General features: G+C 54.4%; 15 protein-coding genes and 1 pseudogene. 12 read left to right on the plus strand and 4 right to left on the minus strand.

What is annotated here, in order from left to right; all coding sequences use genetic code 11:
- Window positions 1–676: 676 nt before the first annotated feature.
- From BOW52_RS06120 to asd, 3 genes and pseudogenes are all read right to left on the minus strand, one after another.
- A pseudogene (locus BOW52_RS06120) lies at window positions 677–1,113 on the minus strand (nucleoside deaminase).
- 156 nt (window positions 1,114–1,269) lie between these two features.
- Window positions 1,270–1,959 carry a hypothetical protein gene (locus BOW52_RS06125; RefSeq protein ID WP_078483216.1) on the minus strand — a complete coding sequence of 230 codons (690 nt, stop codon included), beginning with the start codon at window positions 1,957–1,959 and terminating at the stop codon, window positions 1,270–1,272.
- Window positions 1,960–2,147: 188 nt separating this feature from the next.
- Complete coding sequence (gene asd / locus BOW52_RS06130; protein ID WP_078483217.1) at window positions 2,148–3,047, minus strand: archaetidylserine decarboxylase; 900 nt, start codon at window positions 3,045–3,047, stop codon at window positions 2,148–2,150.
- Between the two features lie 125 nt (window positions 3,048–3,172).
- Between asd and prmB the strand changes: the two genes are divergently transcribed.
- From prmB to BOW52_RS06175, 9 genes are all read left to right on the plus strand, one after another.
- Window positions 3,173–4,090 carry a 50S ribosomal protein L3 N(5)-glutamine methyltransferase gene (prmB, locus tag BOW52_RS06135; protein WP_078483218.1) on the plus strand — a complete coding sequence of 306 codons (918 nt, stop codon included), beginning with the start codon at window positions 3,173–3,175 and terminating at the stop codon, window positions 4,088–4,090.
- Between the two features lie 45 nt (window positions 4,091–4,135).
- Complete coding sequence (locus BOW52_RS06140; RefSeq protein WP_078483219.1) at window positions 4,136–4,456, plus strand: hypothetical protein; 321 nt, start codon at window positions 4,136–4,138, stop codon at window positions 4,454–4,456.
- Between the two features lie 3 nt (window positions 4,457–4,459).
- Complete coding sequence (gene hemN, locus BOW52_RS06145) at window positions 4,460–5,842, plus strand: oxygen-independent coproporphyrinogen III oxidase (RefSeq protein WP_078483220.1); 1,383 nt, start codon at window positions 4,460–4,462, stop codon at window positions 5,840–5,842.
- Between the two features lie 123 nt (window positions 5,843–5,965).
- On the plus strand, window positions 5,966–6,385 hold the full coding sequence (locus BOW52_RS06150; protein ID WP_078483221.1) for a rhodanese-like domain-containing protein: 420 nt from the start codon (window positions 5,966–5,968) through the stop codon (window positions 6,383–6,385).
- 70 nt (window positions 6,386–6,455) lie between these two features.
- The gene (locus BOW52_RS06155) at window positions 6,456–8,042 is read left to right on the plus strand and encodes a GGDEF domain-containing protein (RefSeq protein WP_078483222.1); all 1,587 of its coding nucleotides are present in this window, start codon (window positions 6,456–6,458) and stop codon (window positions 8,040–8,042) included.
- A 72-nt stretch (window positions 8,043–8,114) separates the two neighbouring features.
- Window positions 8,115–9,212: a chorismate synthase gene (gene aroC, locus BOW52_RS06160; protein ID WP_078483223.1), complete on the plus strand. Its 1,098-nt coding sequence runs from the start codon at window positions 8,115–8,117 to the stop codon at window positions 9,210–9,212.
- Window positions 9,213–9,284: 72 nt separating this feature from the next.
- On the plus strand, window positions 9,285–9,959 hold the full coding sequence (locus BOW52_RS06165) for a Fe2+-dependent dioxygenase (RefSeq protein WP_078483224.1): 675 nt from the start codon (window positions 9,285–9,287) through the stop codon (window positions 9,957–9,959).
- A gap of 71 nt (window positions 9,960–10,030) precedes the next feature.
- Entirely contained in the window at window positions 10,031–11,182 is a 1,152-nt protein-coding gene (locus BOW52_RS06170; RefSeq protein WP_078483225.1) for an MFS transporter, read from the plus strand.
- 376 nt (window positions 11,183–11,558) lie between these two features.
- A complete protein-coding gene (locus BOW52_RS06175; protein WP_135622106.1) occupies window positions 11,559–12,056 on the plus strand; it encodes a hypothetical protein in 498 nt (165 codons plus the stop codon).
- On the opposite strand, the gene BOW52_RS06180 is transcribed toward BOW52_RS06175, so the two are convergent.
- A complete protein-coding gene (locus BOW52_RS06180; RefSeq protein WP_078483227.1) occupies window positions 12,053–12,937 on the minus strand; it encodes a LysR family transcriptional regulator in 885 nt (294 codons plus the stop codon). The genes BOW52_RS06175 and BOW52_RS06180 overlap by 4 nt on opposite strands.
- 115 nt (window positions 12,938–13,052) lie before the next feature.
- Here BOW52_RS06180 and leuC point away from each other — a divergent pair, with 115 nt between their 5' ends.
- From leuC to leuB, 3 genes are read left to right on the plus strand one after another with little or no spacing between them, the layout of a single operon-like run.
- Window positions 13,053–14,498, plus strand: coding sequence for a 3-isopropylmalate dehydratase large subunit (gene leuC / locus BOW52_RS06185; protein ID WP_078483228.1), 1,446 nt, complete (start codon window positions 13,053–13,055; stop codon window positions 14,496–14,498).
- Entirely contained in the window at window positions 14,491–15,132 is a 642-nt protein-coding gene (leuD, locus tag BOW52_RS06190; protein ID WP_078483229.1) for a 3-isopropylmalate dehydratase small subunit, read from the plus strand. Before leuC ends, leuD begins: the two co-directional genes overlap by 8 nt.
- 26 nt (window positions 15,133–15,158) lie before the next feature.
- On the plus strand, window positions 15,159–16,238 hold the full coding sequence (leuB, locus tag BOW52_RS06195) for a 3-isopropylmalate dehydrogenase (RefSeq protein ID WP_078483230.1): 1,080 nt from the start codon (window positions 15,159–15,161) through the stop codon (window positions 16,236–16,238).
- Window positions 16,239–16,256 lie beyond the last annotated feature (18 nt).

Below are 16,256 nucleotides of genomic sequence, written 5' to 3' on the forward strand. Positions count from 1 at the left end.
GGGGCGCCGTAGGCATAAACGGTCGCGTTAAGTATTTGCCGCTTGCTTGGGCTTGGACGCCCAAAACAAGCTTCCGCAAAAATAGCGACTCCCCGATAAGTGCTCTGATCCTGTGATTTTAGTCACTACACTTAAGCAGATTCTTTTAACGTCTGAAGGCGTTCTGTTTTTCGTTCTGAATTAACGTGGTTAAGGTCGTGGTGCGTTCCCGGGGCTTGTGCTGAGGTGTCTGCATAATAATCGCCGCGTGGTCAAGAAAATCATGTCAATCCTACACGTCTGTTGAGGATGGGGAAGAGCATAGTGCGTTTATCGGGTGTAATGGATGTCAGTCGCTATATTGGATATCGCATTAGCTCAATCCAGCCTGCATAGCTTGGACAGCCGATTGTTCTAGTTATTCACCGCCACAGTCTCCACTGCCACTGTCGCCATCAAAGTGGTAGCTAACCCAGGTGCCGTGGTCGGCCCCGTTCGCGACGCCGCCGCCAATAAAAAAGATTAGGGAGCCAAGAAAGATCTCATTTTCTGTAAGGAGGTAGACACCAGATGCAATGGCGGTGTAACCGATCAGTTTTTGTATCGTCTGCTCAGTTCCCTTGAGTTTGGTTGTCCCTGTTGGTGTGCGTCGATCAAGTGCTCTGAGCCTTTGATTTAATGACTTGTTATGTGGGTTCTATTCGCCAATATCTTCATTCCACAGCTCTGGATTGTTTTCAATAAACGTCTGCATAAGTTCATGATATTCCTGGTTATCAATAACTATCACTTCAACGCCTCGTGACTTTACATAGCTCTCTGGTCCGCAAAATGTACGGTGCTCTCCTATAACTATCTTTGGGATCCCATAGAGGAGGGCGGCACCGTTGCACATATCACAGGGAGATAATGTTGAATACAAGGTTGCTCGACGATAATCTGCTGCCTTAATTCGCCCCGCATTTTCCAGGCAATCCATTTCTGCGTGCAATACTGCGCTTCCATTTTGCACTCGCTTGTTATGACCTCGCCCAACTATTCTTCCATCAATAACGAGTACCGATCCGATTGGAACACCACCCTCGGCCATCCCTTTTTCGCTTCATCAATTGCGGCCTCTAGAAATTTATCCATATTAATTCCTTCACATGACGTTTTGCTAGCCAGAGCATGTTGTGGTTATTTTGTGGAGCATTGGTGAAGCGTTTCCACAAAAGAAGCGCCGTAGCATGGGTCTGTGTTGAGCTTTTGGTTATGCGTATATCTGGTTGGTAAAAAGACATTAGTGAATTATTTTATATGTTTTTCAGAAAAGGTTTGTATTTGACTAACCAATCCATCAACCGCTTCGATATAATTTAGAATAAAATCATCATCAGTTTCTAATGCTTTCACTTTTTCAATGTTTATTTCGTCAATCTTAAATGGGTTGCCTCCAGCTACCTTAGCTAATTTCAGTAGTCCCTTTGGATTGGCTTGAACCATTTGAACCAACTTTAAAAAAGGCGAAGCATCAATGTCAGGTGATACTTGAACTTCAATGTCTGCATCGAGTAGCTCTCCTTCTAGATTAGATGCCCACATGGAAACAGTTGCATTACTTCCTATTGTTTTATTTTGCCATATAGAACTAAATGCTATTCCATACTCACCATCTTTAGATGTTGCAGAAGAACTACTCCATTTTTCAAATGGTGGTTCAGTGAATTGGCTTGGATACTTGTTGAAAGTATCCTTCATATGGTGCTCCCAGCCATTCGAATCAAAGAAATTGTTATAAAACACAACTGGGGAAGTGTGTTTATCAAGAAGCAACTTGTATCTTAATTTAATTGTAGCCTTTTGCTTGCTGCTATATCGTTCAACTTCAACACCCCCATCCATGATAGGTATTTCTAGTTTCCAGTAGTCAGAATCGGCAAAAGAATGACTCATAGAAAACAACAACAAAAAAACAAACTTGAATCCATTTCTATACATCTGTGACCCCCTTCCTTTTATCGCATAACAGTAGATTATGTGGCCGGCACATATATTGTGATATGCGGATGGCTCATATAACGCGTTATGAAGCCAAGAGTTCTCCCTTTGGCAGCCCGGTTTATTGTGTGTGTGGTGTGGTGGCGTTTTGCATCCTGCTGCCTCTCTCCTGTTCCCTGAATGATTTTCTAGCTTCTAGCCTCTACTCTATGGCCTATCTGTTCACCCATGCGGGTTGGGTGTTGATGATTGGTGAAATCGGGTAGCCACTTCGTTTTGCCGTTGGCGAAGAGGAGGATGACGGTGGAGCCCATGTTGAAGCGTCCCATCTCGTCGCCTTTGTTGAGGGTGACGGCCTCTTTCCCTTCGTAGCTTTTGCTCCACGGCTGCGGACCACGTGGGCCGATCTCGCCATGCCAAACGGTTTCGGTGCTGGAGACGAAGATAGCGCCGACCTTGATCATCGCCATCGGTCCCGCTTCGGTGTCGAAGATGGAGATGACGCGTTCGTTGCGGGCGAAGAGTTGTGGGATCGCGCGAACGGTGGCGGGGCTGACGCTGAAGAGGCGGCCCGGTACGTAGTGCATTTCGCGCAGTGTGCCGGTGATCGGCATATGGATGCGGTGGTAATCCTGCGGTGAGAGGTAGATGTTGAGAAAGTCACCCCCCTCGAACTCTTCGGTGAGTGTATCGCTGCCGCCGAGCAGCTCGAAGAGGCTGAAGGCGCGCCCCTTGGCCTGGAAGATAGAGCCGTCGTTGATGCCGCCGCCCTGGCTAACGTGGCCGTCGACGGGGGAGGCGATTGTGTTCTCACCCTCACAGATCGGACGGGCGTCGGATTTCAGGGCACGGGTGAAGAAGCTGTTGAAATCGCGGAAGTTGGCAGGGTCGGTGTTGACCGCCTCTTCCATGTCGATCTTGAACTTGCGGGCGAACCAGCGGGTGAAAGGGATGCGCAGGAAGGCGGCTTCGATACGAGTGAAGCGGTGCATCAGCCCTGAAAGCAGGTGGCCGGGGAGCAGGATCTGTGGGGCGCCCTTGATGTAGTCGAGCAGGCTTGCGCCGGGTGCGTTGGTGCGCTTGTCCATGGTGTCCGTTTGGTTGTTGTTTGCGCCGATTCTAGCCCGACTATGCCCACGCTGTCTGTAGTGGTGCTCTGTCGCCATTTCTCGCCATCGTTTATGATGGGCGACTTTCCAGCCGGGCCGGCACGATGAACGAAACTGAACAGACGATTCAAGACCTGCACACCATCAGCGACTTCATTCGCTGGGGCATGAGCCGTTTTCTCGAGGCGAAGCTCTATTTCGGTCACGGCACCGATAATGCGCTCGATGAGGCGGCCTATCTGGTGCTGCATGCGCTGCATCTACCGCCAAAGATTCCAGAACAGTATATGGATGCACGCCTGACCATGAGTGAGCGGCGTGCAGTGATGGAGCTCCTGCTACGCCGGGTGATTGAGCACCGTCCCGCCCCCTATCTGACCAACGAGGCGTGGTTCCTCAATATGCCGTTCTACGTTGATGAGCGGGTGTTGGTGCCGCGCTCGCCGATCGCCGAGCTGATCGAGAACCACTTCGAGCCGTGGATCGAGTATGAGCAGGTGGGGCGAGTGCTCGATATGTGTACCGGTAGTGGCTGTATCGCGATCGGTTGTGGCTACGCCTTCCCCGAGGCGCAGGTCGATGCGGTCGATATCTCCATCGATGCGGTTGAGGTGGCGAAGGTTAATGTGCAGAAGCACAAGCAGGGCGAGCAGGTACACCCGATACAGTCAGATCTATTTGAGGCACTCGGTGATCAGAGCTACGACATCATTGTCAGCAATCCCCCCTATGTTGATGCTGAAGATATGGCCGCACTGCCGCAGGAGTATCGGCATGAGCCGGAGTTGGGGTTGGCAGCGGGTGATGATGGACTCGATGTAGTGGCGCGAATGCTGCGTGAGGCACGGCGTCACCTCAATCCAGGCGGTATACTGATCGTCGAGGTCGGTAATAGCGAGCATGCGCTGGCTGAGCGTTATCCGCAGGTGCCGTTCATGTGGCTCGATTTTGAGCGCGGCGGGCACGGTATCTTCCTGCTCACCGCCGAGCAGCTCGATGAGCATCAGGCCGATTTCGAATAAGTGAATAGAGTTAGTTTTGTAGATTTAGCGAGGCGAGAGTTTTCCATGATTAAACGACCCAAGACAGCAGAAGCGTATGTAAGCCTGGTCGATCAGGCGATCGATGAAGTTGAGGAGCTGCGTTTTGCCTGTGAGTATGATGGTGAGTCGATGGGGACGATGCCGTTTCTCGAACCACTGGAGCAGATGGTGAAGGAGCTGCGTCAGTCGATGGCTGATGGTAGCTACCAGTTCGAGAATGAAGACCTGAATTTTATCGCGGTGGTCGATGCTGCACCCGATCGTCAACTGCCTTTCAAGTTTCTATTTCGCATGATCAATGAGACCCACCGCAAGGGGCTGGGTGTTGAAGAAGAAGAGGAATAATTGATGGATCAGAGTCTCACTTTTGATATTGAACTGATTCGTCGATACGACAAATCGGGTCCGCGTTATACCTCCTATCCGACGGCGGTGAAGTTCCATGACGGCTTTGCCGAGGCCGAATATATCGAGTGGGCCAAACGCAGTAATGAGAAGGGCGGACCGATCTCGCTCTACTTCCATATCCCCTTCTGTGACACCGTCTGCTTCTACTGCGGCTGCAACAAGGTGGTGACCAAGGACCGCACCAAGGCATCGCCCTATCTGCAGCGTCTGCACCGTGAGATGGAGCTGCAGGCGGGGCTGTTTGATCATCAGCGCACCGTCGACCAGCTCCACTGGGGCGGCGGTACGCCGACCTTTATCAGCCATGATGAGATGCGTGCGCTGATGGACAAAACCCGCGAGTGTTTCAAGCTGCATGATGACGATACCGGCGAGTACTCGATCGAGATCGATCCACGTGAGGTTCAGACCGATACCATCGCTTTGCTGCGTGAACTCGGCTTCAATCGCATGAGTCTCGGTGTACAGGATTTCGATCCCAGGGTGCAGAAGGCGGTTAACCGTATCCAGAGCGAGGAATCGACCCTTGGCGCACTCTCAGCGGCACGCTCGGAGGGCTTTAAATCGATCTCACTCGATCTGATCTATGGTCTACCGTTCCAGAGCGTGGCCAGTTTCGATGCCACCCTCGACCGCATTCTGACCATCGATCCCGACCGTCTCTCAGTCTTTAACTACGCCCATCTGCCAGAGCTGTTCAAGCCGCAGCGTCGTATCAATGAGGACGATCTGCCGGCCCCGCAGGAGAAGCTCGATATCCTGCAGTTGACCATCGAGAAGCTGACCAAGGCGGGTTACGTCTATATCGGCATGGACCACTTCGCCAAGCCTGACGATGAGCTGGCGGTGGCGCAGCGTGAGGGGAGTCTCTACCGTAACTTCCAGGGCTATTCGACCCATGCCGACTGCGACCTGCTTGGACTCGGTATTACCTCGATCGGCATGGTTGGCGACAGCTATAGCCAGAATTTGAAAGATCTCGAGGGCTACTACGCCGAGATCGATGCAGGACGTCTGCCGGTGTTCCGCGGCATCGAACTTAATGCCGATGACAAGCTACGCCGTGAGGTGATTACCCAGCTGATCTGCCACTTCGAGCTCGATATGAACAAGATCGCCTCCGATTTTTCCATCGACTTCGCCAACTACTTCAGCACTGAGCTGGGTGAGTTGCAGACGATGCAGGCGGATGGGCTGTTGGCGCTGGAGGGTAATATGATTCGTGTGCTTCCTGCGGGCAAGCTGCTGATTCGTAACGTCTGTATGGTGTTCGATCGTTACCTGCGTGAAAAGAGTGAGCAGCGTTTTTCTAAAGTGATCTAAGGCTTCACCACTGTGGCGGCGGTAGTGTGATCGCCGTCACAGTTACTGTTTTGTTATTCACCGTTCATCCCCTTACAATTGGTGAGTAATTATAAAAAATAATAAAAGAACAGGGGGTTCACGATGCTACAAAAATGGCTTTTTGTGGTTCCGTTACTTTTCATCGCAACACCGCTCTATGCCGAGAAACCGCTGGCACCAGAGAGCATTCCAGGTGCCACTATCGTCACCGCTGAGCAGCTGGTCGATCTGATTATCTCCAATCCAGAACTGATTATTGTCGATGCTCGTAAAAATACCGAGTACGCCAAAGGGCATATCGAGGGGGCCATATTCCTGCTCGATACTGAGATGACCCCGGAGAAACTCGACGCTGTTGCCCCAGAATTCACCACGCCGATTGCCTTTTACTGTAACGGACCGCGTTGTCTGCGCAGCAGCAACTCGGTGCGGCGTGCGTTGGGCTGGGGTTATGGAAACATCTACTGGTTCCGAGGCGGTTGGAAAGAGTGGATCAACAAGGAGCTGCCGATTGTGCAGTGAGGTTGATAAACGCTGATGGATCTATCTTTGTTAATAATGGACTACTGCATCAATCGACAGGGAGTTGTTGATGAGGATTGAACGCGTCTCACTGAGAGTGCTCTCTATCGGCATTTTGCTCATCCTGGGTGGTTCCTCTGCCTTTCTTTCGCTCGTTGCGGGCAGTCACTTTCGTGAGGCTGCGCTCGGTTCACAGATCAAATCGCTCTCGCGTGTGATTGAGGTGGCGGGAGGCGAGGTGATCAAGAGTCTGCGTTCGCAGGTGGTCTCGGTCGGTTTCTCGCTACAGAAGCGCGATGAGTTTCGTGACAGTCTGCAGCAGCTGGCTGAAGAGGGGGGACGCAAGCGCCTGCTCGATGTGCTCGATGATCCCTTTATCACCGGCTTTGTCGGGGTGGCCGATGTTGAGCTGGTGAAGCTGCGTGTTTTCGATCTTGAGCTACAGCAGTTGGCCGAGAGTCGGCGTGGCAGTGCCGATCTGACTCAGGGATTGCCACCCTTCCTCTATACGCGTGCGAAGCCCCGGAGCGGTGCCGATCGGCTCAAGGCCGTAGGCGGACTGTGGGTGTCGCCTATCGGTCCGCTCTACTCGGTACTAGTGCCGGTGGGTGGGTTGAGGGTGAAGGGTTATCTGGAGCTGGTAGTGCAGCCGAATTTTAATCTGCCTCGTGTTGCAGAGATTATTCAGATGCCATTAGAGATCTTTAACATGAGCGGCACACCGATCTATCAGAGTCATGGTAGTGGTCGGGAGCAGTTCGAGTGGTTGCCAGTCGAGTACGTGATGATGAGCGACAATGGTGAGCCCGCCTTCCGTCTGGTAGCGATGGAGAATGTCGAAGAGCTCAACGCTGAGATGTATGACACCCAGTTGCGCACCACATTCGGTTTTCTCTCGCTTACGCTCGCTTCGCTGCTGTTAGCGTTATGGCTCTTTAATCGCTTCCTGTTCCGGCCGGTAGAAAATATGATGGGACAGATCGAACGCTGTACCCGCGGCGACCTCGATACACAGATTGAGGGACGTTCGTTGAAAGAGTTTCACGCCCTGGCCAAAGCCTTTAACGGCATGACGAAAAAACTCAGGGATAGTATTAAGGAATTACAGAAGCTCTCTTCGCTTGACGGCCTGACCGGTATCGCCAATCGTCGTCAGTTCGATGCGGCACTGGAGAATGAGTGGAAGCGTTCGTTGCGTGGTGGCGAGTATGAGGTCTCGCTGATTCTGCTCGATATCGACTATTTCAAGCAGTTTAACGACACCTACGGCCACCAGTCGGGAGATGATTGTCTGAAGCGCGTTGCCGCTGCCCTGCAGCAGGCAACGCAGCGCCCTGCTGATTTGGTGGCACGTTATGGTGGCGAGGAGTTTGTGGTGCTGCTGCCTGCTACCGGCACTCAGGGAGCACTCAATCTGGCTGCACAGATCCAGAATGAGGTGGCCAAGCTGCGCATCCGTCATAGTTCCTCAGATGTCTCCACCTGTATCTCTGTCAGCCTGGGTATTACCACGCTCACCCCAACGGCCGAGACCCCTCCCTTTTTGCTGATTGGCGAGGCAGATGAGGCGCTCTACTACGCCAAGGAGCGAGGGCGAAATCGCGTTGAACTGAGTGAGAAGCTGCGTAATGGCGGCGCGAGTCAGCAGCACGGGTGAGCGGCTCAGCTCTCGGTAATATGAGCCAAAAATTACAGGACGACTTCCGCGTTTGTCGCTACAATAGCCGCCATGTCAGGAAATAGCTTCGGAAAACTCTTCACGGTGACCTCCTTTGGCGAGAGTCACGGTCCCGCAATCGGCTGTATTGTCGATGGTTGCCCCCCCGGATTGGCGCTTACGGTCGAAGACCTGCAGGGCGATCTTGATCGACGTAAGCCGGGTACCTCGCGCCACACTACGCAGCGTCGTGAGGCCGATGAGGTACAGATCCTCTCGGGTGTGTTTGAGGGTGTGACTACCGGCACGCCGATTGGGCTGCTGATTCACAACACCGATCAGCGCTCCAAGGACTACTCCAATATTGCCGCGACCTTTCGTCCCGGCCATGCCGACTACACCTATCAGCAGAAGTATGGGCTGCGTGACTACCGCGGTGGTGGGCGCAGCTCTGCGCGTGAGACGGCGATGCGGGTTGCGGCTGGCGCGGTGGCGAAGAGATATCTCGCCACGCTCGGGATCGAGATTCGTGGTTATGTCGCGCAGCTTGGTCCGATCAAGGCGGAGGCGTTTGACTGGAGTGAGGTTGGACAGAACCCCTTCTTCTTCCCCGATGCCAGCAAGGTCGAGGAGTTAGAGGCGTACATGGATGCACTGCGCAAGGATGGCGACTCGATCGGGGCCAGGGTCAATGTTGTTGCCAGTGGTGTACCGGCCGGTCTGGGTGAGCCGATTTTTGATCGTCTCGATGCCGATCTGGCCCATGCACTGATGAGCATTAATGCGGTTAAGGGTGTCGAGATTGGTGCGGGTTTTGACTGCGTGGAGCAGCGCGGTACCGAGCATCGCGATGAGATTACCCCCGAGGGATTCCTCAGTAATCACGCCGGTGGTGTACTGGGCGGTATCTCCAGTGGTCAGGATCTGCTCGCCTCGATTGCGATGAAGCCGACTTCGAGTCTGCGCATTCCCGGTCGCAGCGTCGATCTCGACGGCAAGCCGATCGAGGTGGTGACTCAGGGGCGTCACGATCCCTGTGTCGGTATACGCGCTACGCCGATTGCCGAGGCGATGATGGCAATGGTGGTGATGGATCATCTGCTGCGCCACCGTGCACAGAACTTCGATGTCGATTCGAAGACACCGCAGATCCCTGCCTCACCCAAGTAGAAGCGTATGGCGTTTTTTGTCACGCACACCTTTTCAGATTATTTGAACGCCACGAATTAGAGGAGCGTCGAGATGCTGTTGCATATCCCCAAGGTGCTGGAGAGCGAAGAGCTGCAGGCGGTGGTCAACGTGCTCAACCAGTCGCAGTTTGTCGATGGCAAGCTGACCGCAGGACAGGCGGCAGAACGGGTTAAATCGAATCTGGAGCTGGGTCGTGACCAGCCGCAGCGTGACCCACTGGCGAAGATTATTATCGGTGCACTGCATCGCAGCGAGATCTTCAATCAGGCGGCACTCCCCTACAAGATCGCCACACCACTATTTGCCCGCTACACGGCTGGAATGAGCTACGGCAGTCACGTCGATGATCCGATCATGGGCGCACCCGGTCCGCTCTATCGCACCGACGTCTCCTTCACCGTCTTTCTTACCGAGCCCGACGCCTACGAGGGCGGGGAGCTAACGGTACGCACCAACTGGGGTGAACAGCAGGTGAAGTTCGCTGCCGGTGATGCGGTGATCTACCCCTCCGGAACATTGCACCGCGTGGCTGAGGTGACCGGTGGAGAGCGTATGGTCGCAGTCGGCTGGGCGCAGAGTGTGGTGCGCGATCCGGCGCAGCGCGAGATCCTCTATGAGCTGGGTCAGGCGCGTAACAGTCTGTTGAAGAGCTCGCCACAGAGTGAGGAGTGTGACTGGGTCGATCACAGCTATATCAATCTGGTACGTATGTGGGGTGAGGTCTAGCCACCCACTATCCCTGAATGGGGCCTGGTTCGTTAACGATTTCCGAATAGATAATAAATAGCCGATAAACGATGCCGTACTGGCGACTCTCCACCTTTTACCTCTTCTACTTCGCCAGTCTGGGCGCGTTGCTGCCTTACTGGAGTCTCTATCTGCAGCATATTGGTTTCAGTGCGCTGGAGATCGGTGAGTTGATGGCGGTGCTGATGGCGACCAAGATCGTCTCGCCCAACATCTGGGGATGGATCGCTGATCACACCGGCAAACGTATGGCGGTGGTACGGATCGGCTCGCTGCTCTCGGTGATCGCCTTTGTGGCGGTCTTCGTTGATACCTCCTACTGGTGGCTGATGGCGGTGATGCTGCTCTTCAGTTTTTTCTGGAATGCGACCCTGCCTCAGTTTGAGACGGTCACACTCAAACACCTGGGGAGCGATACCCACCGTTACAGCGCAATCCGACTCTGGGGCTCAATCGGTTTTATTGTGGCGGTGGCTGTACTTGGACCGTTGCTGGAGGGTGATTCGGTTACCCTGCTGCCCGCGATCCTGCTTTCGATCTTTATCGCTATCTGGGTGATGAGTCTGCTGGTGCCCGAGCAGCAGAGTCCTCCGCATCATGAGCGGCAGGGCTCGATTACCGAGGTGCTGAAACGTCCCGAGGTGATCGCGCTGCTGGTAGTCTGCTTTCTGATGCAGGCGAGTCATGGCCCTTACTACACCTTCTACTCGATCTACATGGAGGGCTACGGCTATAGCCGTACCCTGATTGGTCAGCTCTGGGCGCTGGGTGTGATTGCGGAGGTGGGGGTGTTTCTCATTATGCACCGTATGGTGAAAGGTGTCGGGCTGAAACGGCTCTTGATGCTCGCCTTCTCGTTAGCGGCGCTACGTTGGTGGCTGACAGGTGCGATGCCGGAGAGCCTCCCGGTGGTGCTCTTTTCCCAGCTCTTCCACGCCGCCAGCTTCGGAGTATTCCATGCCGTGGCAATTGCCTACTTCCATCGCCACTTCACCGGCCGTCATCACGGGCGAGGGCAGGCGCTCTACAGTTCGGTCAGCTTTGGTGCAGGCGGGGCGTTTGGTGCCTTCTACAGCGGCTATGTCTGGGATTCAATGGGGGGTTACGTCAGTTTCTATATCGCCGGACTGATGTGTCTGCTGGCGCTCTTTATCGTCTGGCGCTTTATCGATGGCGCGCAGGGCGGTGAGGCGGCTTCGTAACGGATCACTTCCGCCTCGGCTGTAGTGCTCATGACTGAAAGGTAGGGGGCTTTACCAGATGCCCTGCATCCTCTACCTTTTCTGCACCACGTGCCGTCTTTACACACTCCTCTCTCCTCTTCATGGGCGGGGCGGTGCAGTCAGTACGGTTGCGATCGCTATCTTCCAGGTGGGCACGCTTTCAGACAGTCCTTGAGGTGGGAGGGGTGTCACGAAAGGTGTTGGTGATCTGTGATGGTGGTCACACTTTATCAATGCTTAGGGTTTTACCTAGTATTAGCGTTTTCTAAAGTTGTGTTACAGTCAGTCGCTACTATTTTTAGAAACCGAGTTTGGTTTCTGTTTTTAAACGAATTTTCTGCTGGGAGCATTGGTGGTGAGTGTAACAATTCCTGTCTATAGTGATCATGGCGAAGTGCCTCGTATCGAGATCTATGCCGAGACCGAAGAGGGAACCTTCCGTCGTACCTCTGTTCAACCTTTCAATATGCTGCGTGACAATATCGCTGGCATCAGCTCGTCGCGTGGCAAGATCGTCACCAGCAAATATGCACGGGGCGAGGTGAAGTGGAAGACTCCAACCATTAAACTACATAGCGGTCGCCCGAAGAGTTACTACCAGTTCCTGCGCGAGCAGCTCAAAATGCGTCGTCTCTACGTCTTTTCAGCGCCTTCGCTGAACGGTCGCTTACATCAGCTCGATGTGTTGGAGCTGAAACTCAAGACCTTCTCCTCTTCGCGGGTTAAAGAGATGTTTGCCGAGCGCTATATGGAAGCGGTTTCGCTGATGCCAGAGCCGCCCCAGAGTCGCGGCCGGGATGTGGAAGCCGTCATGCGATTGCGTGAGCGCCTGCACACAGCGATGAACGGTTAGAGAGCCTCGCTTGGTACGATCTCTAGTAGTAACTGTTTAAGGGCACTTGCCGCATTCGATAGGGTGCGCTGCGGGTGTTGCACCAACCCCAGAATCCTCTTCAGTTCGATCCCCTCTACATTCAGCACAGATACCTCTTCATCAACCATTGAACGAGGTAGCACGCTCCATCCCAGGCCGACTGAAACCAGCATCTTGATCGTCTCCAGATAGTTGGTCGCCATACTGACCCTGGGTGTGATACCGAGTGGGGCGAACTTCGCCTCGATGATCTGTCGGGTATAGGTCCCCTCGGAGGGGAGGATGGTGTCGTAGTTGGCCAGAGAACTAGCGGTGATTGCGCTCAGTTTTGTCAGCGGGTGATCGTGCGCGGCGATGAAGGCGAGCGGATCCTCCCAGATAGTATGTGTAATCAATCCGGCTGGTGATTCAGTTGGCAGGGTGATCAGTCCCAGCTCCAGTTCGCCGTGTAATACGGCCTGCATGCCCGCTTCAGAGTCGAGAAAGCGGATATCGAGATCGACTTGCGGATAACGATCAACGTAGCTGCGTAAAATCGGTGGTAGCCGGTGCAGACCAATATGGTGACTGGTGCCGATGGTAAGTTGACCGCCGATGGTGCCAGAGAGATTGGTGAGGGTGCGCTTGCTATCTTCGATCTGTTCAAGAATCTGCCTGGCTCGTGGTAACAGCGCAGCTCCGGCCTCGGTCAGTGTGGTCTGTCGTGAGATGCGGTCGAACAGGCGGCAGTTGAGTTCGCTCTCCAAAGCGGTGATGCGTTTACTGATCGCGGGTTGGGTAAGGTGGATCAGTTCGGCGGCAAGGGAGAAGGAGCCAGATTCGGCAACGGTGACAAAGGCGTTCAGGGCAGGGATGTCCATGGTAAATATCCAGTCATCTATTCCAGCAAGGAATAGATTACATGATAAATATGAATTTGAGTAATCACTGTCGGCGCTCTACTATTGAAAGCGAATTCTGAAGAGGTCAAAGGCTATGACTGCAAAAACACTCTATGACAAGTTGTGGGATGCCCACGTGGTGCGCACCGAAGAGGGTGGTACTGCTCTGCTCTATATCGATCGCCATCTCGTGCATGAGGTGACTTCACCGCAGGCCTTTGAGGGGCTGCGTCTTGCGGGACGCATGCCGTGGCGTAAAGAGTCGGTGGTGGCCACGCCCGATCACAATGTACCGACCACCGGTCAGAGTAGCGGCATTGAAGGTATCGAGGATCCGGTCGCACGTACTCAGGTGGCAACGCTTGATGCCAACGTGAAGGAGTTCGACCTCACCTACTTTCCGATGAACGATCCGCGTCAGGGCATCGTGCACGTGGTCGGACCTGAGGAGGGTGCAACCCTGCCCGGTATGACGGTGGTCTGTGGCGACTCGCACACCTCGACCCACGGTGCCTTCGGTGCGTTGGCGCACGGTATAGGCACCTCTGAGGTGGAGCATGTGCTCGCCACCCAGTGTCTGGTGCAGAAGAAGATGAAAAACATGCGTGTCACCGTGCAGGGCCATGTTGGTCCCGGTGTGACCGCCAAGGATATCGTGCTCGCCATCATCGGTGAGATCGGTACCGCAGGTGGTAACGGTCACGCCTTGGAATTTGCCGGTGAGGCGATTATGGATCTTTCGGTGGAAGGGCGCATGACGGTCTGCAACATGGCGATCGAGGCAGGCGCTCGTGCTGGTATGGTGGCGGTCGACGAGAAGACCATCAACTACTTCGAGAGCAAACCCTTCGCGCCCAAGGGTGAGCAGTGGCAGCAGGCGGTCGAGGCGTGGCGTGATCTGAAGAGCGATGAGGGGGCGGCGTTCGATACCGAGCTGATGATCGATGCCGCTTCGATCCAGCCGCAGGTTACCTGGGGTACCTCACCTGAGATGGTGGTCGGTATCGATGCCAGCGTGCCTAATCCAGAAGATGAGACCGATGCGGTCAAGGCGGAGGGGATGCGTCGTGCGCTCGACTATATGAATCTCGATGCCGGGATGGCGATTAGCGATATTCCGATTGATAAGGTCTTTATCGGCTCCTGTACCAACTCGCGAATTGAAGATATTCGTGCGGCCGCTGTAGTGGCGCAGGATGCACTGGACAAGGGGTGCAAGGTATCGCCGACCGTGAAACAGGCGCTGGTTGTGCCGGGCTCCGGTCTGGTCAAACAGCAGGCCGAGAGCGAAGGGCTCGACAAGATCTTTGTTGAGGCGGGATTTGAGTGGCGTGAACCGGGTTGCTCCATGTGTCTGGCGATGAATGCCGATCGGCTCGAAGCGGGTGAGCGCTGTGCCTCAACATCAAACAGAAACTTTGAGGGGCGTCAGGGTAACGGCGGCCGCACCCACCTGGTTAGTCCTGCGATGGCGGCGATGGCGGCCTTTACCGGCCACTTCTACGATGTGCGCAAGATGGGGGAGCTTAGTAATGGATAAATTCGAAAAGATGGATGCGCTCGTAGCGCCGTTGGATCGCTCTAATGTCGATACTGATGCGATCATTCCAAAGCAGTTCCTGAAGTCGATCAAGCGTAGCGGATTTGGTCCCAACGCCTTTGATGAGTGGCGCTATCTTGACCACGGTGAGCCGGGTATGGATAACAGCCAGCGCCCGCTCAATCCCGACTTTGTGCTCAATCAGGATCGATATCAGGGTGCCAATATTCTGCTGGCGCGTGAGAACTTCGGTTGTGGCTCTTCGCGGGAACATGCGCCGTGGGCCTTGGAGGATTACGGCTTTCGGGTGATCATAGCGCCCAGCTTTGCCGATATCTTCTTCAACAACTGTTTCAAGAACGGCATCCTGCCGATCGTGCTCGACGAGACGAAGGTTGATCAACTTTTCAAAGAGGTTGAGGTAAGCGAGGGTTATCAGCTGGCGGTCGACCTTGAAACGCAGACGATCAACACCCCGGCAGGTGAGTCGATCACCTTTGAGGTCGATGCCTTCCGCAAGCACTGCCTGCTCAACGGTTTTGATGATATCGGCCTGACCATGCAGCATGTAGACGACATAAAGGCCTACGAGGTGCGCCGCAAGAGTGAAGCGCCGTGGCTCTTTGCTAACTGATTAAATTTGATAGACGGAAATTAGAGATGACAAAGAAGATTGCAGTTCTGCCAGGTGATGGCATCGGCCAGGAGATCGTCGCTGAGGCGGTTAAGGTGCTTAATGTATTGAAGTCCGACTTCGGGCTCGATGTGGAGATGGAAGAGGGGCTGGTCGGTGGTACCGCCTACGATGCAACCGGCACACCGCTGCCCGATACAACGCTCGATCTCTGCAAGGCCTCTGATGCGGTGCTGCTCGGTGCTGTTGGTGGTTACAAGTGGGAGTCGCTGCCAATCGAGGTGCGCCCTGAGAAGGGACTGCTTGGTCTGCGCGCCGGTATGGAACTGTTTGCCAACCTGCGTCCAGCAATTCTCTATCCGCAGCTCGCTGATGCCTCAACACTGAAACCAGAGGTGGTCTCCGGGCTCGATATCATGATCGTGCGTGAGCTGACCGGTGGTATCTACTTCGGCCAACCACGCGGCGTGCGTGCGCTCGATAACGGCGAGCGCCAGGGTTACAACACCCTGGTCTACAGCGAGTCAGAGGTGAGTCGTATCGGTAAGGTCGCCTTCGATATTGCGATGAAGCGTGACAAGCGCGTCTGTTCGGTCGATAAGGCCAACGTGCTTGAGTGTACTGAGATGTGGCGTGAGGTGATGATCGAGGAGGGTAGGGCGTTCCCCGATGTGGAACTCTCACACATGTATGTCGATAACGCGGCGATGCAGCTGGTGCGCGCACCGAAGCAGTTCGATGTGATGGTCACCACCAACATGTTCGGTGACATCCTCTCCGACTGCGCAGCGATGCTGACCGGCTCGATCGGCATGCTGCCCTCGGCCTCGCTTGATGCCAACAGCAAGGGCATGTATGAGCCGATCCACGGTTCGGCACCCGATATTGCGGGCCAGAATCTGGCCAATCCGCTGGCGACCATTCTCTCGGTAGCGATGATGTTGCGCTACACACTCGATGAGCCGGCGATGGCCGATCGTATAGAAAGTGCGGTTAATGCGGTGTTGGATCAGGGTAAACGTACGGCTGATATCTGGACCGAGGGTTGCGAGAAGATCGGTACCGATGTGATGGGTGATGCGGTAATCGCCGCGATGCGTGGTTAAGCAGTAAAGAACAGGATT

The sequence above is a fragment of the Solemya pervernicosa gill symbiont genome, from assembly GCF_002020875.1.
GTDB lineage: Bacteria > Pseudomonadota > Gammaproteobacteria.